General features: G+C 69.0%; 26 protein-coding genes. 14 read left to right on the forward strand and 12 right to left on the reverse strand.

What is annotated here, in order from left to right:
- The first annotated feature begins 28 nt into the window (after positions 1-28).
- Entirely contained in the window at positions 29-484 is a 456-nt protein-coding gene (locus AC3A3H_RS12890) for an SRPBCC domain-containing protein (protein WP_487614947.1), read from the forward strand.
- Here AC3A3H_RS12890 and AC3A3H_RS12895 read toward each other — a convergent pair whose 3' ends face one another.
- Together AC3A3H_RS12895 and AC3A3H_RS12900 are read right to left on the reverse strand one after the other, a co-directional pair.
- Complete coding sequence (locus tag AC3A3H_RS12895) at positions 485-2,776, reverse strand: transglycosylase domain-containing protein (protein WP_487614948.1); 2,292 nt, start codon at positions 2,774-2,776, stop codon at positions 485-487.
- Positions 2,777-2,875: 99 nt separating this feature from the next.
- Positions 2,876-3,343, reverse strand: a complete 468-nt coding sequence (locus AC3A3H_RS12900; protein WP_487614949.1) for a MarR family winged helix-turn-helix transcriptional regulator — start codon at positions 3,341-3,343, stop codon at positions 2,876-2,878.
- 417 nt (positions 3,344-3,760) lie between these two features.
- Between AC3A3H_RS12900 and AC3A3H_RS12905 the strand changes: the two genes are divergently transcribed.
- The 4 genes from AC3A3H_RS12905 (at position 3,761) to AC3A3H_RS12920 (ending at position 7,272) form a co-directional block, all read left to right on the forward strand.
- Positions 3,761-4,159 (forward strand): SdpI family protein, encoded by a 399-nt coding sequence (locus AC3A3H_RS12905; RefSeq protein ID WP_487614950.1) that lies wholly within the window; start codon positions 3,761-3,763, stop codon positions 4,157-4,159.
- Between the two features lie 408 nt (positions 4,160-4,567).
- Entirely contained in the window at positions 4,568-5,275 is a 708-nt protein-coding gene (locus tag AC3A3H_RS12910; RefSeq protein WP_487614951.1) for a PadR family transcriptional regulator, read from the forward strand.
- A gap of 162 nt (positions 5,276-5,437) precedes the next feature.
- Positions 5,438-6,451 carry an ABC transporter ATP-binding protein gene (locus AC3A3H_RS12915; protein ID WP_487614952.1) on the forward strand — a complete coding sequence of 338 codons (1,014 nt, stop codon included), beginning with the start codon at positions 5,438-5,440 and terminating at the stop codon, positions 6,449-6,451.
- Positions 6,448-7,272, forward strand: a complete 825-nt coding sequence (locus tag AC3A3H_RS12920) for an ABC transporter permease (RefSeq protein ID WP_487614953.1) — start codon at positions 6,448-6,450, stop codon at positions 7,270-7,272. The genes AC3A3H_RS12915 and AC3A3H_RS12920 overlap by 4 nt, the downstream gene beginning before the upstream one ends.
- 74 nt (positions 7,273-7,346) lie before the next feature.
- Here AC3A3H_RS12920 and AC3A3H_RS12925 read toward each other — a convergent pair whose 3' ends face one another.
- Positions 7,347-8,054 (reverse strand): winged helix-turn-helix domain-containing protein, encoded by a 708-nt coding sequence (locus tag AC3A3H_RS12925; RefSeq protein ID WP_487614954.1) that lies wholly within the window; start codon positions 8,052-8,054, stop codon positions 7,347-7,349.
- A gap of 421 nt (positions 8,055-8,475) precedes the next feature.
- A complete protein-coding gene (gene upp / locus AC3A3H_RS12930; protein WP_487614955.1) occupies positions 8,476-9,108 on the reverse strand; it encodes a uracil phosphoribosyltransferase in 633 nt (210 codons plus the stop codon).
- A 57-nt stretch (positions 9,109-9,165) separates the two neighbouring features.
- Here upp and tadA point away from each other — a divergent pair, with 57 nt between their 5' ends.
- A complete protein-coding gene (tadA, locus tag AC3A3H_RS12935; protein WP_487614956.1) occupies positions 9,166-9,633 on the forward strand; it encodes a tRNA adenosine(34) deaminase TadA in 468 nt (155 codons plus the stop codon).
- 79 nt (positions 9,634-9,712) lie between these two features.
- Here the strand turns inward: tadA and AC3A3H_RS12940 are convergent, their stop codons facing one another.
- Complete coding sequence (locus AC3A3H_RS12940) at positions 9,713-10,414, reverse strand: glutamine amidotransferase (RefSeq protein WP_487614957.1); 702 nt, start codon at positions 10,412-10,414, stop codon at positions 9,713-9,715.
- The gene (locus AC3A3H_RS12945; protein WP_487614958.1) at positions 10,411-11,373 is read right to left on the reverse strand and encodes a cation diffusion facilitator family transporter; all 963 of its coding nucleotides are present in this window, start codon (positions 11,371-11,373) and stop codon (positions 10,411-10,413) included. The genes AC3A3H_RS12940 and AC3A3H_RS12945 overlap by 4 nt, the downstream gene beginning before the upstream one ends.
- A 22-nt stretch (positions 11,374-11,395) precedes the next feature.
- On the opposite strand from AC3A3H_RS12945, the gene proC reads away from it, so the two are divergent.
- Positions 11,396-12,244: a pyrroline-5-carboxylate reductase gene (proC, locus tag AC3A3H_RS12950; RefSeq protein WP_487614959.1), complete on the forward strand. Its 849-nt coding sequence runs from the start codon at positions 11,396-11,398 to the stop codon at positions 12,242-12,244.
- Between the two features lie 68 nt (positions 12,245-12,312).
- Here proC and AC3A3H_RS12955 read toward each other — a convergent pair whose 3' ends face one another.
- From AC3A3H_RS12955 to AC3A3H_RS12965, 3 genes are all read right to left on the reverse strand, one after another.
- On the reverse strand, positions 12,313-13,227 hold the full coding sequence (locus tag AC3A3H_RS12955; RefSeq protein ID WP_487614960.1) for a hypothetical protein: 915 nt from the start codon (positions 13,225-13,227) through the stop codon (positions 12,313-12,315).
- A 132-nt stretch (positions 13,228-13,359) separates the two neighbouring features.
- Complete coding sequence (locus AC3A3H_RS12960) at positions 13,360-14,019, reverse strand: potassium channel family protein (RefSeq protein WP_487614961.1); 660 nt, start codon at positions 14,017-14,019, stop codon at positions 13,360-13,362.
- Between the two features lie 4 nt (positions 14,020-14,023).
- A complete protein-coding gene (locus tag AC3A3H_RS12965; protein WP_487614962.1) occupies positions 14,024-15,460 on the reverse strand; it encodes a TrkH family potassium uptake protein in 1,437 nt (478 codons plus the stop codon).
- Positions 15,461-15,538: 78 nt separating this feature from the next.
- On the opposite strand from AC3A3H_RS12965, the gene AC3A3H_RS12970 reads away from it, so the two are divergent.
- The 5 genes from AC3A3H_RS12970 to AC3A3H_RS12990 all read left to right on the forward strand — a co-directional run bounded on the left by AC3A3H_RS12970 (position 15,539) and on the right by AC3A3H_RS12990 (position 17,057).
- Positions 15,539-15,955, forward strand: a complete 417-nt coding sequence (locus AC3A3H_RS12970) for an ArsR/SmtB family transcription factor (RefSeq protein WP_487614963.1) — start codon at positions 15,539-15,541, stop codon at positions 15,953-15,955.
- A 61-nt stretch (positions 15,956-16,016) separates the two neighbouring features.
- Positions 16,017-16,247, forward strand: a complete 231-nt coding sequence (locus tag AC3A3H_RS12975) for a helix-turn-helix domain-containing protein (RefSeq protein ID WP_487614964.1) — start codon at positions 16,017-16,019, stop codon at positions 16,245-16,247.
- 68 nt (positions 16,248-16,315) lie between these two features.
- Complete coding sequence (locus tag AC3A3H_RS12980; RefSeq protein ID WP_003792170.1) at positions 16,316-16,414, forward strand: 30S ribosomal protein bS22; 99 nt, start codon at positions 16,316-16,318, stop codon at positions 16,412-16,414.
- A gap of 80 nt (positions 16,415-16,494) precedes the next feature.
- Positions 16,495-16,761, forward strand: coding sequence for a glutaredoxin family protein (locus AC3A3H_RS12985; protein WP_487614965.1), 267 nt, complete (start codon positions 16,495-16,497; stop codon positions 16,759-16,761).
- A complete protein-coding gene (locus tag AC3A3H_RS12990; protein WP_487614966.1) occupies positions 16,758-17,057 on the forward strand; it encodes a Dabb family protein in 300 nt (99 codons plus the stop codon). The genes AC3A3H_RS12985 and AC3A3H_RS12990 overlap by 4 nt, the downstream gene beginning before the upstream one ends.
- A 77-nt stretch (positions 17,058-17,134) precedes the next feature.
- Here AC3A3H_RS12990 and AC3A3H_RS12995 read toward each other — a convergent pair whose 3' ends face one another.
- The 3 genes from AC3A3H_RS12995 to AC3A3H_RS13005 all read right to left on the reverse strand — a co-directional run bounded on the left by AC3A3H_RS12995 (position 17,135) and on the right by AC3A3H_RS13005 (position 18,996).
- Positions 17,135-17,836, reverse strand: a complete 702-nt coding sequence (locus AC3A3H_RS12995) for a GntR family transcriptional regulator (protein WP_487614967.1) — start codon at positions 17,834-17,836, stop codon at positions 17,135-17,137.
- Positions 17,836-18,519 (reverse strand): GntR family transcriptional regulator, encoded by a 684-nt coding sequence (locus AC3A3H_RS13000; RefSeq protein WP_487614968.1) that lies wholly within the window; start codon positions 18,517-18,519, stop codon positions 17,836-17,838. Before AC3A3H_RS13000 ends, AC3A3H_RS12995 begins: the two co-directional genes overlap by 1 nt.
- Positions 18,520-18,609: 90 nt before the next feature.
- A complete protein-coding gene (locus tag AC3A3H_RS13005; RefSeq protein WP_374939528.1) occupies positions 18,610-18,996 on the reverse strand; it encodes an SHOCT domain-containing protein in 387 nt (128 codons plus the stop codon).
- A gap of 106 nt (positions 18,997-19,102) precedes the next feature.
- Here AC3A3H_RS13005 and AC3A3H_RS13010 point away from each other — a divergent pair, with 106 nt between their 5' ends.
- Both AC3A3H_RS13010 and AC3A3H_RS13015 read left to right on the forward strand, forming a co-directional pair.
- A complete protein-coding gene (locus AC3A3H_RS13010; RefSeq protein ID WP_487614969.1) occupies positions 19,103-21,025 on the forward strand; it encodes a hypothetical protein in 1,923 nt (640 codons plus the stop codon).
- Positions 21,026-21,088: 63 nt separating this feature from the next.
- Complete coding sequence (locus tag AC3A3H_RS13015; RefSeq protein ID WP_487614970.1) at positions 21,089-21,943, forward strand: PPK2 family polyphosphate kinase; 855 nt, start codon at positions 21,089-21,091, stop codon at positions 21,941-21,943.
- Positions 21,944-22,008: the final 65 nt, after the last annotated feature.

Genomic DNA, 22,008 nt, shown 5'->3' on the forward strand with positions numbered 1-22,008 from the left:
GCGGCGACGGGAGCGGGGGTGGCGTGCCATGGGGAACTACGTCGCGAGAGCAGAGGTGGACATCAGCGCGCCCCGACGTGAGGTCTGGAACCTGCTGACCTCGAGCGGGTCGCACCCCGAGATCCTGTTCGGCGCGGAGGTCGTCTCCGACTGGCGGCTCGGCTCGCGCATCGTCTGGCGCGGCGAGTGGCAGGGCAAGACGTTCGAGGATCACGGCCGGGTGATCGAGCTGGACGACCGCGAGGAGCCGTGGCGGATCGTGCTCACGCACTTCAGCCCGCTCAGCGGCCTGCCGGACGTGCCGGACAACTACCACGCGCTGCACTTCGAGCTGGACGCGACGCCGGCAGGCACCCACGTCACGCTCGATCAGGACAACAACCCGACCGTGGAGGCCGCGCAGCACTCCAGGGACAACTGGGTCGCCATGCTCCAGGGGGTCAAGCAGGTCGCCGAGCGCTCGGCGGCCCGCCGGCCGGCCTGATCAGCCGTTCTTGCCCTTGCCACCACCGCCGCCGGGACCCTGTCCCGGGTTCGGCGCGGGCGGACCGGGAGGCGCCGGCTGCGTCGGCGCCGCCGGCTTCGGCTTCGGAGCGGCCGGCACGCCCACGTACTTGGCGGGCGGGGCCGGGAACGCCGAGCCGCCGTACGCCGCGTCGAGCGCCGTCTGGATGCGCTTCACGATCGAGAACTTGACGTCGCCGCCGCCGACCCCCTGGAACCTCTGGCTGCGGAGCGCCACGCCACCCGAGATGTTGCCCACCCAGGTCGCCTGCGCGATCTTGCTCGTGGAGGTCACCAGCCAGTTCTCGACCGAGTTGTCCGTCGTTCCGGTCTTGCCGAAGATCGGCACGCCGTCGTTCGGGTTGGCGGACGCCGCCGTGCCGCCTCCACGGAGCACGCCCTGGAGTGCGTAGATCGCCGCGGCCGCGACCCCTGGGTCGATCGGCGTGGTCGAGCACTGAGTCTTGGGCACGGCGTGCTCTGCGCCGTCGGAGGTGACGATCTTGTCGATCGCGACGGGGCTGCACGCCTTGCCGTTGTTCGCGATGCCGGCGTACGCGGTGGCCATCGTGATCGGCGCGATGTAGTTGGTGCCGAGCACGGAGGAGGGGTTCGCCCGGAACGGGTTGGATTCCTCGTCCGCGCCGTGCACCAGGAGGTCCTGGGCGCGCTCCTTGATCCCGCAGAGGTCGAGCTTGGTCGCCATCATCGCGAAGATCGAGTTGATGGACGCGGCGGTCGCGTTCATCACCGTCGTGGCGGTCACCGACTCGCCTTCGTCGTTGGCGACGTTCCACGGGGCGCCGCCGATGTCGTTGCACGGGTCGCTCTCGTGGAACGCGGTCTGCGGGAAGACGTGCTGGGAGCCGTTGACCGTCTCGTACAGCGAGTGGCCCTCCTGCAGCCACTCCAGCAGGTCGAACGCCTTGTACGACGAACCGGTCTGGAAGCCCTCGGAGCCGCCGTAGTCGTAGTCGGCGTTGTAGTTCACCGCCGTGGTCCCTGGCGCCGGCGCCGCGGTGTTGTCGTACGGCCGGTTCTGCACCATCGTGACGACGCGGCCGGTGCCGACCTCCACCGAGACGTTGGACGAGCCGAGGTCGAGGTTGGGACTGGTCGGCGGGATGTAGGCGGACACCGCCTGCTGCGCCTGCGACTGGAGGTCGAGGTTCAGCGTCGTGTAGATCTGGAGGCCGCCGCGGGTCAGGAAGCTGGCGCGGTCGTCGGAGGTCTTGCCGAAGATCGCGTCCTGCTCGATGGTGCGCTCGACGTAGTCGCAGAAGAACGCCGCGTTGTACTGCTGGGCGGTCATGCAGCCGTTCTGCATCTGGCTGATCTTGGGCTCGATCTTCGTGGCCTTCGCCGCGTCGTGCTCCTCCGGGGTGATCTTGCCGTTCACCAGCATGCGGTCGAGCACGTAGTTGCGCCGGGCGAGGGTCTGGGCGTATCCGTCGGCCGCGCCGTTGACCTTGTTGTCCGGCTGGTCGATGCGGAGGTTGTCCGGGTTGTTCAGGATGGCGATCAGCGTCGCCGCCTGCGGCAGCGAGATGTCCTTCGCCGACACCCCGAAGTAGTACTCGGCGGCCGACTGGACGCCGTAGACGCGGCCGCCGAACAGGGCGATGTTCAGGTAGCTCTGCAGGATGTCGTTCTTCGAGTACTCCTTCTCGAGCCCGATCGCGTAGCGCATCTCCTTGAGCTTGCGCACCGGGTCGACGGCGGTCGCGTCGTCGTAGCACGCCTGATAGACCTTGTACTGCTTCTTCTGGACGGCTTCCGCCGCCGTGGGGTCGGGCTGCTTGCTCTCGCAGCGCTGCACCAGGATGTTCTTGACGTACTGCTGCGTGATCGACGATCCGCCCTGAACCGATTTGTGCAGCGCGGTCAGCACTGCTCCGCGGATGGTGCCGGTGACGTCCACGCCGCCGTGCTCGTAGAACCGCGGGTCCTCCGTCGCGATCGCGGCGTCCTTGAGGTTCTGGGAGATGGCGTCCCAGCCCACCTCCACGCGGTTCTGGGAGTAGAACGTGGCGATCGGCACCGGCTTGCCGCCGGCGGTCGCGTACATCGTGGAGGCCTGCGCGAGCGGCTCCACCTTGATGTACTCGGGGAGGCCGTCGAAGACGTTGATGGTCGAGTCCGCGGCCGATCCGGTGAGGGCGACGGCCGGCGTGACGGCGGCGGCGGCGAGGAGTCCGGCGATGCCGCTCAGTGCCACGAATCCGAGCAGCGCGGGCGCCCACTTCCACCTTCTGCGTCCGTCAGCCGTCATGCGCGCCATGATACGCGTGCCCGCTGTCGCGTCCCCGAGGGTGCGCCCGCGTTGTGGAGAACTTCCTCAGGAACACAGCTGGGGAGGAGAGCGACGGTGTCACTCCTCGCCGCGCAGCTTGTCGCACAGGACGGCCAGCTGCTCCAGCTCTTCGGGCGAGAGCCGCGTGCCGACCCGCTGCGCGATCGAGCGCATGTGGTCGAAGGCGACGCGGCGGAACATCTCGAATCCGGTGTCGGTCAGCTTGATCACCGTTCCGCGCGCGTCGGACGGCTCGGGGCACTTGGCCACGAGGCCGCGGGCGACCAGCCGGTCGATCAGCCTGCTCACGCTCGGCTGGGTGAGCAGGACGTGCTTGTTGAGATCGCGCAGCCGCAAGGAACGGTCGGGCTGACGGGACAGGTTGAACAGCACGTCGTACTCGTTGAACGAGATGTCCCTGGTCGGGAACTCGGCCGCCAGCGTCCGCATGACGGCGACCTGCGCCCGGAACAGCGATTCCCACGCCGACACCGCTGTCGTCCTGACCCGCTTCACCGGACCTGTCGCGGTCGTGCCCATGCTCATGACGCCACCCCTTCGCGCTCGAGTAGTCAATGCATTCGCATCTTCTCATCATGCGCCGACAGTGCCCATCCGTGCCAGCACGGCTTCAGAAGCCGGCCCGCGGATTAAGAGATTGAGGGCCGGCCGCAGAGGCTAGCGGCCGGCCCTCTCCCTTGCACCAAGAGTGTCCTGCAATCACATTCCGCGATGGCTGCCACAGCAAACAACCATTGCTCTTGAACTATATAACGAAGAGGTAACGGGTGCTAGTTATCAAGTCGTTATTTTTGCTGCGAGTTCCCTTTGGGTCGGTTATCCCCCCGCTGAGGGTGGACCGGTCGGTCTGAGAGGAGTGCTTGACTTCTGCGATCCGTTTCGCTAATTTCTTAGCGTAGTTACTAACCACTAACGTGTGAAATGCGAGTAGATGGTTGTCGGATGGCCGAGGAAGCGAGGGTGCGGGTGTTCTTCCCACCGATGATCGGCCTCGCAGTCTTGGGGCTTGTCTCAGTCGTGCTCATGATTTCGATTCGCTCGGGCTCGCTCACGCGAAATCTGGCGATCGGCATCCGCACCAAGTACACACTTCACTCGGATGAGGCATGGGAGGCCGCACAGCGGTCCTCACGCCCGTATCTCCTTGCCATCTCGCTGGTCGCGGTCGGGCATCTGGCCGCGCTCCTCGTCATCGAACTCTCCGGTCCCTCTGAGGCGGTGGGAAACACCCTCGCGCTGAGTGGATTCGGCGTCATCGTGATCATGTCGCTCTTGGCTGGGCGCGCCGCAAACCAGGCCGCGAAAGCCGTCATCGCCCGGAGCGCGCCACCCCAGGGATAGGCGCGTCGCCTAAGCATGTTGCCGAAACGGCATCACGTCCCTGGTGGGTTGGAATCCCGCACGCGGCGGCGATAGCCCTCAAAATCCAGTGCTCGATCATCTACCGCGTCTCCGCTCGGATCGTTCGTCATCACCTTCGGATCGATTGCCATTGAAATCGCCATCGCTGTCCTTATCTGGGTCCGCGGCAAGGCACGTATCGTCGCGGTCGCTTTGTCGAGCGCACTTCATCTGGCGATCATCGCGCTCATTGGAATCGGCAGCTTCGGCTTGATCATGATCGGGCTGGTTTTCACCTCAGCTTTCGCTGCGGACCTGTTTCCTACGGGCGCAAGACGGCTGTTCGTATGACCACTTGACCCACCACTCCAAAGCGAATACTCTAAGCAAAGTATTCGGAGGTGAGCAATGGCTAAGCGTGCGGTGTCGAACCCCCTGGCGCTGGCTGTGCTGGCCTGCCTCTGGGAGAAGCCGATGTACCCGTACGAGATGACGACGACGATGCGGGAGCGCGGCAAGGAGGACAGCATCCGGCTCAACTTCGGCTCCCTGTACGCCGTCATCAAGTCGCTCGAGAAGCACGGCTTCATCCGGGTCGCGCAGACCGAGCGCGAAGGCAACCGGCCCGAGCGCGTGGTCTACGAGATCACCGCGGAGGGCCGCGCGGAGGCCGACGACTGGATGCGCGAGCTGATTGCCTTCCCCGTCAAGGAGTACCCCGCGATCGAGACGGGCCTCTCCCTGCTGCCCATGCTGTCGCCCGACGTGGCGGTCGAGCTCCTCGAGCGCCGGCGCGATCTGCTGGAGGCCGAGCTCGCCGAGCGCGCAGAGGTGTACGCGCGCGCACTCGCCATGCCGCTCCCCGAGCTGTTCATGATCGAGTCCCGCTACCGGGTCGCGATGCTGGAGGCCGAGCGGGCGTTCATCGCCGACCTCGCCGCCGGCATCCGCGACCGGTCGCTGGGCGGCATCGACTGGTGGGAGCGGCTGTGGCAGCTGTTCGGCCAGGGCTACGACATGGCGGAGGTCCGCGACCGGATCGCCGCCGGAGACTTCGGACAGGAGGCGGCCGATCTGTTCGGCACGGCGGAAGCGCCGAGCCGGGCGGACACCTGAGTCCACAGTCTGGGCACTGCACAGAACGATGGCCGGAGAGCGGCAACTCTCCGGCCATCCACACCTTCGATTCGTTCCTTGCGGAACCTGCGTCAACAGTCACCGAGGGCATTTCCATGATATGCCCGCCCGGTGGCTGCCCGAGATGAAAGGAAGCCACCCGTGGCATCACAGAACGGCTCGGCCATCGCGGCCGAGCACCTCGTCAAGTCCTACAGCGGAGGCCGGGGCAAGCCCGCCATCCGCGCCGTCGACGACCTCGGCTTCGAGGTCGCCACCGGCACCGTCTTCGGTCTGCTCGGCCCCAACGGCGCCGGCAAGTCCACCACGATGAAGATCCTGTCCACCCTGGCGCGCGCCGACGCCGGCTCGGCGTTCGTCGCGGGCATCGACGTCAGCAGCAACCCCGGCAGAGTGCGCAGGGCGATCGGCTTCGTCGCGCAGAAGCCGGTGTCCGACCCCAACGACACCGGTGCCGAGAACCTCGTCCTCGCCGGCCGGCTGCAGGGCATGAGCGGCCGCGACGCCAAGGCCCGCGCCCGCGAACTCCTCGACCGCTTCGGTCTCGCCGAGCACGCCAAGCGCCAGGTGAAGGCCTACTCAGGCGGGATGGCGCGCAAGCTGGACGTCGCCATCGGGCTCATGCACCGGCCGGAGGTGCTCTTCCTGGACGAGCCCACCACCGGCCTCGACCCGGAGGCCCGCGCCGAGCTGTGGGCGGAGCTGGAGCGGATGACCGGGGCGGAGAACCTCACCGTCCTGCTCACCACCCACTACCTGGACGAGGCCGACCGCCTCGCCGACCGGCTGGCGATCGTCGACCACGGCCGCATCGTCACCGGGGGCACCCCCGAGGAGCTCAAGAACGGCCTCCGCGGCGACGCCGTCATCGTGGAGCTGTCGCCCGACGCCGATCCGTTCGCCGCGCTCACGGCGCTCGAACGCGTGGACGCCCTCCGCGAGGTCGGCGGCGACGGCCGCACGCTCCGCGCCCGCGCGGACAACGGGGCGGCGACCCTCCCCGCCGCCCTCGCCGCACTGGAGGCCGCGGCGGTCGCCGTCGCCTCCGCCACTGTCGCCCGGCCCAGCCTCGACGACGTCTACCTGCGGCACACCGGCCGCACCTTCACGCGGGCTCAGGAGTCCGCCGAGCACGTTCTGGAGACCGCATCATGACCGCCATCGCGACCGTTCCCGCGCGCGCAGCGCGACGCCCCGGGCCGACCTTCCTGACCCATACGCTGCTGCTCACCGGCCGCCAGCTGCGCTGGGCCCTGCGGATGCCCGCGTTCCTGGTGATGAACCTGGTGCAGCCGGTGATCTGGCTGCTCCTGTTCGGGCAGCTCTTCAAGTCCGTCATCGAGATCCCCGGGTTCGGGGTCGGCCAGAGCTACCTGGAGTACCTGACGCCAGGCGTCGTGATGATGCTCGCGCTGTTCGGGAGCGCCTGGTCGGGCACGGTGTACATCCAGGACATGGACCGCGGGGTGATGGACCGGTTCCTCACCTCGCCCACCAACCGCGGCGCGATGATCGTCTCGACGCTCGTCTACCAGTCGATCCTCGCGGTGCTGCAGTCGCTCATCGTGGTCGGTATCGCATTCTGGGCGGGCGCACGGTTCGACGGCGGGCTGGGCGGGATGCTGCTCCTCCTGCTCGGGGTCGTGCTGCTCACCGCCGTGTTCTGCTCGTTCTCGAACGCGGTGGCGCTGCTCGCCCGCGACCAGACCGCGCTGATCGGCATCTCGCAGCTCATCACGCTGCCGCTGATGTTCCTCAGCTCCGCGATCATGAACACGAAGCTGTCGCCCGACTGGGTCCAGACCGCCGCCGCCTACAATCCCTTCGAGTGGGCCGTGATCGTAGGCCGCGAGGCCCTGAGCGCCACCCCCGACTGGCCCACCCTCTGGGCCCACGCCGCCCTCCTCGCTGCGCTAGCCGTCGTCATGGCCGCCCTAGCCACCAACGCCTTCCGCATCTACCAACGCAGCGCCTAACCCCACACCAACAGTTCCGGAGTTATGTACGCGACACGCCGTCGCTTACGTACACAACTCCGGAACTGTTGGTTTTAGAAGAGGTCGGGGGAGGGGGCGCTGGCGTAGCGGATGGAGACGTCGGCGTGGCGGTCGAAGCGGTAGCCGACGCCGCGGACGGTGCGCACGATGTCCTCGTAGCGGCCGAGCTTGGCGCGCAGGCGGCGCACGTGCACGTCGATGGTGCGCTCGTTCGGGATCTCGTCCTCGTCGGCGTTCGACCAGAGCGACGCGATGAGCTCGGCGCGCTCGATGGTACGGCCCTCGCGCAGCACGAGGTACTGCAGCAGCTCGAACTCCTTGTAGGTGAGCGAGACGGTCTGGTTGTCGAGGATGAGGCGCTTGCGCGAGATGTCGACCACGACACCGGAGGCGGCGCGGTCCTCGTCCTCGTCGACGGTCGTGGTGTGGCGGTGCTTGGCGATCGCGGCCGGGTCCTGCAGGGCCAGGCGGACCACATCCACATCGCGTCCGCCGGCGCCGGCCGGGGCCAGGGCGACGGCGGCGTAGGTCTCGGCGGCCGGAACGAGCTCGGCCGTCAGCTGCTTGAGGGCCTCGACGATGCGGCCGAGGTCGGTGCCGGCGGCGGCGGCCTTCAGCTCGTCGATGCCGACGTAGAGGACGAAACCGCGGGCCTCGGTCCCCTCGGGGACGGCGCGGAGGCGGGGGGCCGGGGCGGGCGCGACGGCGGCCGGGGCGACAGCAGCGGAGGGGCGGAGGGTGTCGATGGTTGCAAGAGACATGGGAGGGGAGTCCTTTGGTGTGATGATGCGTCCGGACCCGGGTGCGGCTGGCCTCCTGCGGCGAAGCTCCGACGAGGGGCTTCTGCGAGGGGTGAGCCGGAACGGGATTTCCGGTGTGACGAGGTGTCCCTGTTCAGAAAGGGACTGATGCACGGGTGCGTTCGTGTGGCGCGCCCGGGGAGCTGTGCCCGGAGCCGACGCTCGTCTGCGTCGGTGGGCGACCGCTCGGCGAAAGGGTCGTCAGATTAGCGACACATTCGGCAACACGTGACCGAGTCGCGGCCGGGCATCATCATGCCGGCATCCCCAGGGGCCTCGAAGGAGGTCAGGGTGCGCGAGTTGTCAGTCATGTTGAGAAGTAAACCGCCCCGTGACACGTCGTGTCAAATCGTGACGGAATGTTGCAGGAGAGCTGGACGCTCTACACAGTGCCGTACAAACGGTCACCGGCGTCGCCCAGACCGGGCACAATGTACCCGTTCTCGTTCAACCGCTCGTCCAGAGCGCCCAGCACGATGGTGACGTCACGGCCCTCTGTCGCCTTCTCCAGGGCCGCCAGGCCCTCGGGGGCGGCGAGCAGGCAGATCGCGGTGACATCCACGGCGTTGCGGGTGAAGAGGAACTCGATCGCGGCGCCTAGCGAGCCGCCGGTGGCGAGCATCGGGTCGAGCACGAAGCACTGGCGGTCGGAGAGGTCCATCGGGAGGCGCTCGGCGTACGTGGTCGGCTCGAGCGTCTCCTCGTTGCGGACCATGCCGAGGAAGCCGACCTCGGCGGTCGGCATCAGCTTGACCATGCCCTCCAGCATCCCGAGGCCCGCGCGCAGGATCGGCACGACCAGCGGACGCGGCTGGCTGAGGGTGACGCCCATCGTGGTCGTCACCGGGGTCTGGATCTCCACGGGCTCCACACGCACTGCGCGGGTGGCCTCGTAGGCCAGCAGGGTGACGAGCTCCTCCGTGAGCGCCCGGAACACCGGCGCCGGGGTCTCCTTGTTGCGGAGCACGGAGAGCTTGTGGGTGATCAGGGGGTGGTCAGCTACGTGCACTCGCATAGGCTCAAGGCTAGCCGAAGCCGCCCTACCGCGGACCGGCCCGAGCCAGGAGCAGCAGTGACCCTTCCCGTTCCCGCCGACTACGAGCGGTGGATGCGCCGCGCCGTCGCGGACGCGCGGCTCGCCTTCGACAGTGGCGACGTGCCGGTCGCGGCGCTCGTGCTGGACGAGGACGGCGCCGTGATCGGCACCGGGCGCAACGAGCGCGAACTGCATCGCGACCCGACCGCCCACGCCGAGATCCTCGCGCTGCGCGCCGCCGCGGCGACTCGCGACGACTGGCACCTGGAGGGCTGCACGCTCGTCGTGACGCTGGAGCCGTGCGTGATGTGCGCCGGCGCGGTGCTGGCCGCGCGCGTCCCGACCGTGGTCTTCGGCGCGTGGGACGAGAAGGCCGGCGCGGCGGGCTCGGTCTACGACGTGCTCCGCGACCGCAGGCTCAACCACCAGGTCGAGGTGTACCCGGGCGTCCTCGCCGAGGAGTGCGCCGACCTCCTCCTCGACTTCTTCCGCGCCAAGCGCTGACCCCCAACAATCTCTTCCGGACTTCTGCACGCGACACGCCGGTCGGCGGCGTGCACAACTCAGGAAGCGATGGCTGGTGTCAGCGGGGGAGGGACTCCAGCCACTCGGAGAAGGCGGCGCGGGAGGCCTCCTGCATCCGGGCGGAGTACAGCTCGCGGTCCTCGCGCAGGGCCTCCGGGTCGAGGGCGTGCTCGTCGAGTTCGTTGTACCCGTCGGCCACCCACTGCTCGTGCATCTCGTCCGTCACCTCGGGATGGAACTGCACCGCCAGCGCGAAGCCGCCGATCGAGAACGCCTCGTTGGAGTAATCGCTCGACGACGCCAGCCGGGTCGCCCGCTCCGGCAGGTCGAACGTGTCGCCGTGCCACTCCACCACCGGCACCCCGTCGAAGTGCCGGATCGGCGACGCCGCCCCGGCCTCCGTCGGCTCCACGCGCCGGAAACCGATCTGGGTGGTTTCACCCTTGTAGACGCGCTCGCCGAGGGCGCCGGCCATGAGCTGCGCGCCGAGGCACACGCCGAGTGTCGGCCGCTCCGCGTCGAGGCGGGCGCGCAGCAGGTCTCGCTCGGCGGCGAGGAACGGGAACTCGTCGGTCTGGTACGCGCCCATCTCGCCGCCCAGCACGACGACGAGGTCGGCCGCCTCCGGATCGATCGCGGCCACGTCCTCCGCCGTCACGTCTACGATGCGCAGGTCATAGCCGTGCTCGACGAGGACGGGCCCGATGTTGCCGAGGTGGATGGACGGGTCGTGCTGCAGGATCAGCGCGGTGCGGGTCACTCGAGTCCTTTGACGATGATGGTGTCGGTGGCGGGATGCTGCTCGTTCGGGTCGACCCACACGTCCGGCTCGATGTAGATGACGCGCGCGACCGGGACCGCGTCGCGGATGCGGCGCTCGATCATGTCGATCGCGGCCGAGACCTCCAGCATGCTCAAGTCGCCTGCGACCGCCAGCTTGGCGCCGACGAGCAGTTCGTCCGGCCCGAGGTAGAGCGTGCGCATGTGGATGATGCGCTCGACCTCGTCGCCGGCCAGGATGGCCTGCCGGATGGCGTCGACGTCCGCGTCCGAGGCGCCCTCGCCGACCAGGAGGCTCTTGGTCTCGATGCCCAGGACGATCGCGACCGAGACCAGCAGCAGGCCGATCAGCACGGTCCCGACGCCGTCCCAGACGCCGTTGCCCGTGATGATCGTGAGTCCGACGCCGATGAGGGCGAAGACCAGACCGATCAACGCCGCGACGTCCTCCAGCAGGACTACCGGCAGCTCTGGAGCCTTCGCACGGCGGATGAACTGCGGCCACGACATCCCCTTGCGGAGCGGGTTCGACTCGCGGACGGCCGTGCGCAGCGAGAACGACTCCAGGCCGATCGCGATGAACAGCACCAGCAGCGGCAGCCACCAGTTGTCCAGCGGGTGCGGGTGCGTCAGCTTCTCCACGCCTTCGTACAGCGAGAAGACGCCGCCGACGGAGAACAGGATGATCGAGACGACGAACGCGTACACGTAGCGCTCGCGGCCGTAGCCGAACGGGTGCTCCTTGTCGGCCTTCTTCTTGGCCTGGCGTCCGCCGAGCAGCAGGAGGAGCTGGTTGCCCGAGTCCGCGACCGAGTGCACGCCCTCCGCCAGCATCGAGGAGGACCCGGAGAACGCCCACGCGATGAACTTGGTCAGCGCGATCCCCAGGTTGGCGGCGAAGGCCGCGACGATCGCCCTGGTGCCACCTTCTGCGCTCATGCCCTCATCCTAGGATGGGCCCATGAGCGACACGCAGAACGTCACGCTGCCCACCATCGCGATGCTCGGGGCGGGCTCGATGGGCCGCGCCATCCTGTCCGGGTTGACCGCTCCGGGCGTGACCGTGTCCGGCGGCATCCGGGTGACCAACCGGTCCGCGGCGAAGGCCGCCGAGCTCTCCGGCGTCGCGGGCGTGACCGCGTATTCGACCGCGGACGACGCCGATGCGAACCGCCTCGCTGTCGACGGCGCCGAGCTCGTGATCGTCGCCGTCAAGCCCGGGATGGTGCCCGACCTGCTGCGCGAGATCGCCGACTCACTGACGCCCGGCGCGGTCGTCGTCAGCGTCGCGGCCGGAGTCACGGTCGCGACCTTCGAGTCGTTGCTGCCGTCGTCCGTCGTCGTGGTCCGCTCGATGCCCAACACGCCCGCCGTCGTGGGCAAGGCCGTCACCGGGATCAGCCCCGGAACCCGCACGCGGCCAGACGACCTCGCCCTGGTCCGTGCGCTGTTCGAGACCGTGGGGGAGGTCGTGGAGGTGCCCGAGTCGCAGCTCGACGCGCTCAGCACCATCTCCGGATCCGGGCCCGCGTACGTGTTCCTCCTCGTGGAGGCGCTGACCGCCGCCGCCGTCGAGAAGGGCTTCACCCCCGAGCAGGCCAGCACCCTGGTCAACGGCACCTTCCTCGGCGCCGCCGAACTGCTCGTCGCCTCCGGCGAGGACCCCGCCGAGCTCCGCCGCCGCGTCACCAGCCCCAACGGCACCACCGAGCGCGCCATCGAGGTCCTCACCGCCGCCAACCTCCCCACCCTCTTCACCCGCGCCACCGACGCCGCCCTCACCCGAGCCCGCGAACTAGCCGCCGAGTAGCCCGCCCCCCGCGTCCGCAGCCATCTCTTCCGGAGTTCTGCACGCAACACGCCGATTGCCGGCGTGCATTACTCCGGAACTGATCGTGCGAGTGCTCGGCGGACGGACAGGAGGGCGCGCGGGATGGGGGGTTTCAGGTCGTCCGCGGTGAGGAAGACGACGGTCCAGCCGCGCTCCGTGAGGCGCTCCCGTCTGGCGATGTCCTCGCGAAAGGCCGCGCGGTCGGTTCGGTGGATGTCGCCAAGGTATTCGATCGCCACGCGTCGATCCGGATAGGCCAGATCGACCATCGCGACCGATCGGCCGTCGTGGAGGACCCGATAATTCAGCTCGGGCGCAGGCAACCCCGCGCCGACCAACAGGAGCCGTAACCGCGTCTCCTGAGGCGAGAGCGGGCCGTAACGGACTGCCTCGAAGGCCATACGTAGACGACGGATGCCGGGGCGACGCCCGTGGTGGCGGACCGCTCGCTCGAGATCCGCCACCGTCCACGCCGAAGGGACGTTCGAATGCGGCTCGTCTCCGGTCACGAGCCAATCCCCGATGACGACCAGATCCTCGAACGGGAGCGTCCGCGAGAGCTGCGCCCATGCGTCCTCGGCGGCGATGACGCGCAGACCGTCGACGTTGACGACTTTGTGACCGGCCGATCGCAGCTCGTGACCGACGACCCCGATCATCTGCGGAGGTTTCGCCGGTGCGAATACCGCGACGTGGATGTCCTTCGGGACCGCCCAGTTGGGTAGCGGAAATCCGTGGAGCATCGCCGCGGAATGGTGGCTGAACGCGTGCCGCCCGCGCTCGAACGCCGAGTAGGCGCGACACGCGTCTCGGTGGCCTTCATATCCGACGCCGACGCTGCGTATGCCGCGGAACGGCCGCTGCATCGCGGACCCGTCGAGTTGCCGCCGAGTCATGCCGGCCGCGCGGCCCTGCTGCACCGTGAACCCCGCGTGATCAACCAGCCCGTCGTGTGTCTCCATCCCTCGACCCTGCCGCGCTGACCGTCACCCGTTCGAGTTATCAACACCCAGGCCATCTCTTCCGGAGTTATGCACGCAACACGCCGGTCGCAGCTGTACACAACTCCGGAACTGTTGGATGGGGGAGGGCGGTTAGGTGTCGAGGGCGGCGAAGCGTTCTATGTCGGTGGAGGTTCCGGAGATGATGATGAGGTCGTGGTTGGAGACGACGGTGTCGGCGGTGGCGTAGGTGAAGGGTTTGCCGGGGCTCTTCACGCCGACGACGGTGATGTTGTATTTGCTGCGGACGCCGGACGTCGTCAGGTCTACGCCTTGGATCGGCCTCGGCGGGTACATCTTGACCAGTGCGAAGTCGTCGTCGAACTCGATGAAGTCGAGCATCCGGCCCGACACCAGGTGGGCCACGCGCTCGCCCGCCTCGGCCTCCGGGTAGATGACATGGTTGGCGCCGATCCGCTCCAGGATCTTGCCGTGCGACTGCGAGATCGCCTTCGCCCAGATCTGCGGCACGTGGAGGTCCACCAGGTTCGCGGCGATGAGCACACTCGCCTCGATGGACGACCCGACCGCGACGACCGCGATGGAGAAGTCCTCCGCCCCGATCTGGCGCAGGGTCTCGATCGAGCGGGCGTCCGCCTGCACCGTGTGGGTGACCCGGTCGGCCCACTTCTGCACAAGGGCGGCGTCGGTGTCGATGGCGAGAACCTCGCGGCCCAGCCGGTCGAGCTGCCCGGCGGTGGCCGCGCCGAACCGGCCGAGGCCGATCACGAGGACGGGAGCGTTGTGCTTCATCCGGTCAACCAACGAGCGGCCTCTCCTCGGGGTTCTGGTAGAGCTGCCTGCGCTGGCTCTGCGCCAGCGCCGCGGCGAGAGTCACTGTACCAACGCGACCGCAGAACATCGTGGCCGCCATCACGTAGACGCCGGCGTCCGGCAGGCGCTCGGTCAGCCCCGTGGACAGACCGCAGGTCGCGAACGCGGAGATGACGTCGAAGAGCACGTGGTCCAGCGGCGCCTTGGTGATCTGCAGGATCAGGATGCTCGCGACCGCGACGATCGTCGCGCCCCAGAGCGCGACCGCGACCGAGAGCCGCAGCACGTCGATCGGGATGCGGCGCTTGAACGCGTCCATCGACTCCACGCCGCGCGCCTCCGCGAACGCCGCGAGGAACAGCACCGCCAGCGTCGTCACCTTGATGCCGCCCGCAGTGGAGGCCGACCCGCCGCCGATGAACATCAGCATGTCGGTCACCAGCAGACTCGACCCGTGCAGATCGGAGATCGGGATGGTGGAGAAGCCTCCCGAGCGGGCCATCGTCGACAGGAAGAACGACTGGAACACGGTGTGCCCGGCGTCCAGATGGCCGAAGGTCTTCGGGTTGTCGTACTCGAGCGCGATGTACAGCACCGCGCCAGCGACCAGCAGGATGACCGACGTCAGCAGGGTCAGCTTGACGTGGATGGACCACCTCCGGCGTCGCTGGCGGAGGTTGGAGGCGAGGGCGAGGATGACCGGGAAGCCGATCGCGCCGAGGAAGACGCCGATCATCAGCGCCGACAGGAACCAGTAGTCCTCGAGGAACGGCGTGAGCCCCTCGGCGTTGGGTGAGAAGCCGGTGTTGGTGAACGCCATCGCCGAGTAGTACAGGCTCTCCCAGGCCGACGTGCCGACGTCAATCCCCGCGATGAGCATGCGCGGGAACAGCAGCAGCGCCACGGCGCCCTCGATCACGACCAGGCTGATCGCGACCGTGCGCAACAGCTTGCCCACGTCGCCGAGCCGCACCGCCTGCCCCTCGGCGACCGGGCCGGCGTGGATGCGCAGCGGGTTGCTGTCGCTGGCGGCGATGAGCTTGGCGCGCAGTCCCAGGCGGCGGGAGATCACCAGCCCGAGGATGCTCGCCATCGTCAGGACGCCCACGGCGCCGACCTGCACGCCGATGTACACGAGCAGGTCGCCGAAGACGGACCAGTGCGTCGCCATGTCCACGGTCGCGAGGCCGGTCACGCAGATCACCGACACCGCGGTGAAGAGCGAGTCGGCCAGTCCCGTCCAGGTTCCGGATGCCGACGAGACCGGCAGCGAGAAGAGCAGCGTGAAGACGAGGATCAGCAGCGCGAAGACCAGGATCGCGAAGCGCGACGGGCTGCGCTGGATGAAGCCGTTCAGCGCCGCGCGCACCCGTCGCGTGGTAGCGGTGGGCCCGCGCCGAACCGGCTGCGTCGTGCGCATCGTCCGTTCCTCCCCGACAGCCTCGGACCGACAGCTTCGGTCATGGTACTCCGACACCCGTACGACTAGCCTGGTGCAATGGCCGACATCTTCGACGTGATCGCCGACCCGACTCGGCGCGACATCCTGAGAGTCCTGCTCGACCGCAACTCGGATGACTCGCGTTCCGCCGGAGAGATCTCGGTCTCGGAGATCGTGGCGACCTTGGAGCTCAGCCAGCCCACGGTGTCGAAGCACCTCAAGGTGCTGCGCGAGGCGTCGCTGGTCGCCGTCCGCGAGGAGGGCCAGCACCGGTACTACCGCCTGGACCCGACGCCGCTGGAGGTCGTGGAGGACTGGGTCATCCCGTTCACCGCGTCCGACGTCGACCTGTCCGCTTACTCGGCGCAGCTCGCCGATGAGACGCGCGAGTTCGCCAGCACCGTCGGCAAGGTCCTGGCGGACACCCGCCGCCGGGTGGAACGCGTCACCCCGAAGAAGTGGCGGAGGGACTAGAGTTCCCTAGTTCCCCGTCGTCACGACCCGAGTACGATGACGGGCAAGAAAGGGACACCGCATGGTTCACGATGGGGGCTCCAACGCTCTACGCGAGGTGCGTTTCCTGACGGTCGCGGAGGTGGCCGACATGATGCGCGTCTCCCGGATGACCGTCTACCGGCTCGTCCATTCCGGTGAGCTCCCGGCGATCCGTTTCGGCCGGTCGTTCCGCGTCCCGGAGTCCGCCGTGGCGCACGCGCTGGAGGCCGTCGCCCCGCACCTGGACGGCGGCGTCGCGGACTCGGCGTGAAGTCGGGTAGACTGACTGCTCGTGTCGCCGCGTTCTTCGCGGCAAACCCCTAACTTTGTGAGGTCTACGTGGGTTCCGTTATCAAGAAGCGTCGCAAGCGTATGGCGAAGAAGAAGCACCGCAAGCTTCTTCGCAAGACGCGCCACCAGCGTCGCAACAAGAAGTAGACCTCAGCGTCTGCAGCTCGAGCGCCGGTCCGTGAGGCCCGGCGCTTTTCGCTGTGCGCGAGCGGGCTAGGCTGGTCTGCGTGTCCACCGTCACCGTCACGCTCATCGGCAAGCCGGGCTGTCACCTGTGCGACGACGCGCGGGAGGCGATCGGCTCCGTGATCGACGGCCTCCCCGCCGGCGCCCCCGAGGTGCGCGTGGAGGAGCTCAGCATCCTCGACGACCCCGAGCTGCACGAGCGCTACGTGGAGGACATCCCGGTCGTGCTCGTGGACGGCCGGCAGCACACCTACTGGCGCGTCGACCAGGCGCGCCTCCGCACCGCCCTGCTGGAGGAGGACCGTTGACCCTGCGTCATGTCGTCATGTGGAAGCTCGCGTCGACCGAGGAGGTCGAGCGGATCGACCAGGCCGCGCGCATCAAGGCGGGGCTGGAGTCGCTTCCGGCGGTGGTCCCGGAGATCCAGCGCTTCGAGGTGGCGATCAACTCCCTGCCGGTCAACGAGTTCGACATCGTGCTGGTGAGCGACTTCGCGGACGAGGCTGCTCTGCAGCGCTATGTCGTGCACCCCGAGCACGAGAAGGTCGCGTCGTACATCCGGTCGGTCGTCTCCGGCCGCGCGTCCGTCGACGCCGAGTACTGAGCGCGTCGCGCCGGTCCCTGAACGCACGCGTGCCCGGCGCCTGAGTCGGCGCCGGGCACGGACGTGCGGGAGGTCGCTCAGGCCACGGGGCTCTCTTCGATGTCCGCGTCGGAGCGACGGTAGTCCGAGAGGAACTGCGTGAGCGCCGGCGCGAACAGCGCGCGGACCAGGTCGCCGGCCTTCGCGCCGTCGTGCGCCTTGGCGGCCTCGTGGATCTCGGTGACGCGCGCGGGCAGCTCGTCGGTGCCGAACGGGAGCTTCCACACCGAGACGTAGCGCAGCACCTGCGGGCTGAGTCCCTCGCTGATCGCGAGCAGCACGTCGTCGCCGCTGCTGCGCTCGAACTCGAGGAAGAAGTCGTTCACCGCGTGCCCGAGCGCCGGGAGGTTGTTCGCCTTGGCTGCCTTGCGGATCTCCTTGAGCGCCTTGTCCTGTCGGCTCAGTGCCGCGACGTCGAGGTTCGGGACGGAGGTGCGCGCCGCGTACTCGTGCAGCAGGCCCGCCGTGTAGATCGCCTCGTCGATGGCGCGGAGGTCGATGGGGGCGACGCGCGTGTAGCGGTTCGGCGCCATCTCGACCAGCCCGATGTCGGCGAGCTTCATCAGCGCCTCGCGGATCGGCGTGCGGGAGACGCCGAGCCAGGCGGTCAGCTTCTCGTCGAGGAGTGTCTCACCGGGTTCGAGGGTGCCGTCGAGGATGCCCTCGTACAGGCGGTTGTAGACGACGTCGCGCAGGAGCTGGCGCTCGACGGGAGCGGAGTCTTTGACGGGGAGCGGCATCAGCGCCCCTCCTTCCCAATTGGTCCGAACTCGTCGACGACGGTGACGAGCCCCTTGTTCCAGAAGTCGGCGACGGCCTTGGCGGCCTTGGCGCCGTTGCCGGCGACCGCGGCGTCCACGGCCGCGGCGAGGTGCGGGGCGCCCTTCACGAAGGCCTGCGACGACGGCGCGGCGATCAGCGCCCGGCGCACCTCCGGCAGGTGGCGCGTGAACAGCTTGGCGAGGGTGCGATTGTCGAGGCGGCGCACGAAGACGTTGATGAAGCCGTCGGTCAGCACGCGCTCGCGCACGAGCTCCGCCATGTTGTCGCCGTCGCCCATGCGCTCCGTGAACTCCCGGAGGGCGTCCTTGTCGCCCTCGGTGAGGAGGGGCGTCGCGTCCCGCACGATCCCGGTGACGAGGCTCCCGACGGTCTCGATGAGGTCGCGGAGGCGGTCGGGGTCGATCGGCGTGACGCGGGTGCGCTTCTGCGGCATGATCTCGACCAGGCCCATGGCCGCGAGCTGGTTCAGGGCTTCGCGGACGGGCGTGCGGGAGACCCCGACCCACTTCTCGATCTCAGCGTCGTAAAGCTGCTCTCCAGGAGTGAGGTCCCCGTCGACGATGGCGTCGAGAAGACGGACGAACACTTCGTCTCGGATGAGCCGTCGCGGACTGACGGCCTCTGCGATGGGTACAGGCATACATGAATATTACATCCACCCGCGTCGGATGCAAGACCATCGTGTCACGAGTTTATGGCGTGTCGGATTGCAGAAGCCTGGGAGGACCGGTCAGAAGCGGTTGCCGAGCGCCTTCGCCTTGAGGGCGTCGAACTCGTTCTGGCTGATCACGCCCTTGTCCAGCAGCGCCTTCGCCTGCTCGATGTCGGCGGCGGGTGTGGCGGAGGGCGTGGGATGCGTGTAGTAGTCCGTGTCCTCCGGTACGGTCCGGCGATCGCGGGCGTTGCGCTCGGCCATCCCGCGCCCGCGGGCGATCAGATACACCAGGGCGGTCAGGAACGGCACGAAGATGAGGAAGATCACCCAGACGGCCTTCCACCAGCCGTTCAGCTTATCGTCGCGGAACAGGTCGACGAGGATGGTGAAGAGGACCATCAGGTAGGCGACGAAGGCGAACGCCCAGAAGATCAGCCAGATGAAGTTCCAGAAACCGTTCACGACGGGCTCCTCTCGATCGGTGAGCACAACGTAGCGGTGCGGCGCGGAGTCTGGCTAGACGGCAGTCCTCGGCGGCGGCGACGGCGGTCGCGGTTAGGCTGACCGCATGCTCACCCAGCTGCCCCCGTGCGTGCGCCGGGGGAGGACGCCCGCCGGCTGGGCGGGGCTGGTCGCCGGCCTGGTGGTGGGCGTGCCCGTCGCTCTCGCGCTGGGGCTCGCCTTGTTCGTGCTCGGTGTGGTCGCAATCGTCCTCGTGGCAGTCGGCGGCCTCCTCGCGCTCGCGGGCGAGTGGGTCTGGTTCGCGGTCCAGCGGGCCGGGAACATCCGGTACCCGTTCCCCGTGCCTCCGCCGCGTCGCCGTCGCGCCAGGCGGACGGCGCTGAGCGCGCTCTACCTCTCGGCCGTGCCCCGGTTGACCGGCGGCCTCGCCCGCGTCGCGGGCTGGGTGCTCGCGCCCGTCGCCCTGCTAATCGGGCTGGTCGGGATCGTGCTGCCGCGCTGGCGGGCGCGTCCCTACCTCGCCGTCTTCACCCTGCCGGCGCTGCTCCGCAAGACCGTCGCGCTCGGGCGCAGGCGCGGGCTGCTGCGCGACGGGCACGACGCCGTGCTGCTCGGTTACGACGACCTCCTGGAACGCCGATTCCCGCTCCTCCACGACTTCTTCACCTGGTGGTGCGACCCCGGTGCGGGCGACGAGTACACGCCGACGCCCGGACTCGCGGACGTCCCGGCCGGCCTGCTCGGCCTGGAGCTCGGCCCGTCTCCCGACCCGCTCGGCCAGCCGGGCCTCGCCGCCGGGGCGATGCGCCGCCGGTCGGTGCACACGCTCCGGGACCTGCTGCTGAGCCAGCGCGAGATCGACGACCTCTGCGACCCCGACCTGGACGAGCGCATCGACACGGCGGTGATCCGGCTGGTGGAGCGTGAGCATGAGGGCGTGCGGCACTGGATCGTGCAGTTCCCGAGCACGAAGTCCTGGCATCCCCGGCCCGGGATCGCGCCGAACGACCTGACCGCCGACCTCGTGATCGGCGCCGAGCACGAGGCCACCATCACGCGGGCGGCACTGGAGACGATGCGGGAGGCGGGCATCCGACCCGGCGAGCCGGTCGTCCTCTCCGGGTTCAGCCTCGGCGGGATGGTCGCCTCGCAGGTCGCGGTCCGGGCGCACGCCGCGGGATTCACGGTGACGCACCTGGTGGTCGCCGGCACGCCGCTCGGCCGCCTGCCCATCCCGCCCGGGGTGCGCACGCTCGCGCTCGAACACGCGCTCGACCTCGTCCCGCGCATCGACGGACGCGAGAACCCGGTGCGGCTCGACCTGGACGGCTCGCGCGTGCTGGTCACCGTCAAAGCGGGGCCGTCGCTCGCCCCGGGCTTCCGGCTCGGCGCGCTGCACCAGGCCACGGCCTACGCCGACACCGCCGGCGCGATCGAGGCGGACCCGCCGGGGGACGCCGTGGCCGGCCTGCTCGCGGAGCTCCGGCCGTTCTTCGGCGACGGCCAGCGCGTCCACGACCGGGCGGCGCTGCGGGCGGGGACCCTCACGGCGCAGGCCGCGGTTCCCCTCTACCTGCACAGCACGGTGGAGGAGGGCATCACGCGCGGCGCGCTGCGCCAGTCCCTCCGCCGCCTCGCCGGCGTGTACGCGGTCGACGTCTACCAGTCGCGCGGCGGCCTCGCGACGACCATCCTCTGGAGCGCGGATGTGCTGGTGCGCGCGCTCGAACCCTGGCTGGCGCCCACCCGGCGGGCGGCGATCTACCGGGGTCTGCTGTCGCTGCTCGGCCGGCGTCGCGCCGTCGGCATCCACCTCCGGCTGCAGGCCCGCGAGACGCCGGGCCTGACCTGGGAGGCCACGCTGCAGCGGATGCCCGACGGCCGCTGGCGCGAGACGATCGACGTCATCGTGGACGATCGCGCGACCGACGCGGACGTGGCCCGGCTGTTCCCGGAGGGCGTGCGGACGCGCGTGGTCATCCACCGGCCGGACGCCTTCGAGCCCGTGCTCGATGTCGTGGGGGCGTGATCACGCCGTACGATCGCGGTACGGTCCACCGTCGGATGGTGCGGCCCGGGGCGAGGAGGCGACGTGGGACGCGAGACGTTTTGGGTTGAGGATCCCGATCCGCTGCTGCGGGTCGGCGAGGGGTTCGTGCTCGCCGACCAGGACGCCCGGGCGACGCCGGGGTTCGACGGCGCGAAGAGGGACGGCGAAGAGGCGCTCGCCGAGGGCGCTGCCATCCTCGCCGACCTGCAGGAGCGCCTGTTCGCGGCCGGGATGCTCGGCGACCGCCGCAGCGTGCTGCTCGTCCTCCAGGCGATGGACACCGCGGGCAAGGGCGGCATCGTCACCCACGTCGTCGGGCAGATGAACCTGGGCGGCGTCCGGTATGCGGGCTTCAAGAAGCCGAGCCAGCTCGAACTGGCCCACGATTTCCTCTGGCGGATCTGGAACCACGTGCCCGCGGCCGGCGAGGTCGGTGTCTTCGACCGCTCGCACTACGAGGACGTCCTCATCGGCCGGGTTCGCGGCCTCGCCGACGACGCCGAGATCGAGCGCCGCTACGGCGCGATCAACGAGTTCGAGCTGGAGCTGGCGGAGTCCGGGACGACGATCGTGAAGGTGATGCTGCACCTGAGCAAGGGCGAGCAGAAGAAGCGCCTGGCCGACCGGCTCGAACGCCCGGAGAAGCAGTGGAAGTACACCCCGGGCGATGTCGACGAGCGGCTGCTCTGGGACAGCTACCAGGACGCCTACCAGGTCGTGTTCGACCGCACGTCGACGGCGTACGCGCCCTGGTATGTCGTGCCGGCCGACCGCAAGTGGTTCGCCAGGCTCGCCGTGCAGCACCTGCTCATCCACGCCCTGGAGGAGCTGGAGCTGGACTGGCCGGAGCCGGACTACGACGTGGAGCTGCAGAAGGCCAGACTCGCGGGGAGCTAACCTCGCGGGGAGCTAACCTCGCGGGGAGCCAGCCTGGCGGGGAGCCAGCCTCGCGAGAAGCAGGC

Source organism: Leifsonia sp. Soil_N53, assembly GCF_057655165.1.

Excerpts from the sequence above, each read along its gene's own strand:
- AC3A3H_RS12895 (WP_487614948.1), bottom strand. The coding sequence starts at position 2,776 with ATGACGGCTGACGGACGCAGAAGGTGGAAGTGGGCGCCCGCGCTGCTC.
- AC3A3H_RS12975 (WP_487614964.1), top strand. The coding sequence starts at position 16,017 with ATGGTTCACGATGGGGGCTCCAACGCTCTACGCGAGGTGCGTTTCCTG.
- proC (WP_487614959.1), top strand. The coding sequence starts at position 11,396 with ATGAGCGACACGCAGAACGTCACGCTGCCCACCATCGCGATGCTCGGG.
- AC3A3H_RS12995 (WP_487614967.1), bottom strand. The coding sequence starts at position 17,836 with ATGCCGCTCCCCGTCAAAGACTCCGCTCCCGTCGAGCGCCAGCTCCTG.
- AC3A3H_RS12965 (WP_487614962.1), bottom strand. The coding sequence starts at position 15,460 with ATGCGCACGACGCAGCCGGTTCGGCGCGGGCCCACCGCTACCACGCGA.
- AC3A3H_RS12905 (WP_487614950.1), top strand. The coding sequence starts at position 3,761 with ATGGCCGAGGAAGCGAGGGTGCGGGTGTTCTTCCCACCGATGATCGGC.
- AC3A3H_RS12900 (WP_487614949.1), bottom strand. The coding sequence starts at position 3,343 with ATGAGCATGGGCACGACCGCGACAGGTCCGGTGAAGCGGGTCAGGACG.
- AC3A3H_RS12910 (WP_487614951.1), top strand. The coding sequence starts at position 4,568 with ATGGCTAAGCGTGCGGTGTCGAACCCCCTGGCGCTGGCTGTGCTGGCC.
- AC3A3H_RS12920 (WP_487614953.1), top strand. The coding sequence starts at position 6,448 with ATGACCGCCATCGCGACCGTTCCCGCGCGCGCAGCGCGACGCCCCGGG.
- AC3A3H_RS13000 (WP_487614968.1), bottom strand. The coding sequence starts at position 18,519 with ATGCCTGTACCCATCGCAGAGGCCGTCAGTCCGCGACGGCTCATCCGA.
- AC3A3H_RS12955 (WP_487614960.1), bottom strand. The coding sequence starts at position 13,227 with ATGGAGACACACGACGGGCTGGTTGATCACGCGGGGTTCACGGTGCAG.
- AC3A3H_RS12945 (WP_487614958.1), bottom strand. The coding sequence starts at position 11,373 with ATGAGCGCAGAAGGTGGCACCAGGGCGATCGTCGCGGCCTTCGCCGCC.
- upp (WP_487614955.1), bottom strand. The coding sequence starts at position 9,108 with ATGCGAGTGCACGTAGCTGACCACCCCCTGATCACCCACAAGCTCTCC.
- AC3A3H_RS12890 (WP_487614947.1), top strand. The coding sequence starts at position 29 with ATGGGGAACTACGTCGCGAGAGCAGAGGTGGACATCAGCGCGCCCCGA.
- AC3A3H_RS13010 (WP_487614969.1), top strand. The coding sequence starts at position 19,103 with ATGCTCACCCAGCTGCCCCCGTGCGTGCGCCGGGGGAGGACGCCCGCC.
- AC3A3H_RS12970 (WP_487614963.1), top strand. The coding sequence starts at position 15,539 with ATGGCCGACATCTTCGACGTGATCGCCGACCCGACTCGGCGCGACATC.
- AC3A3H_RS12925 (WP_487614954.1), bottom strand. The coding sequence starts at position 8,054 with ATGTCTCTTGCAACCATCGACACCCTCCGCCCCTCCGCTGCTGTCGCC.
- AC3A3H_RS12960 (WP_487614961.1), bottom strand. The coding sequence starts at position 14,019 with ATGAAGCACAACGCTCCCGTCCTCGTGATCGGCCTCGGCCGGTTCGGC.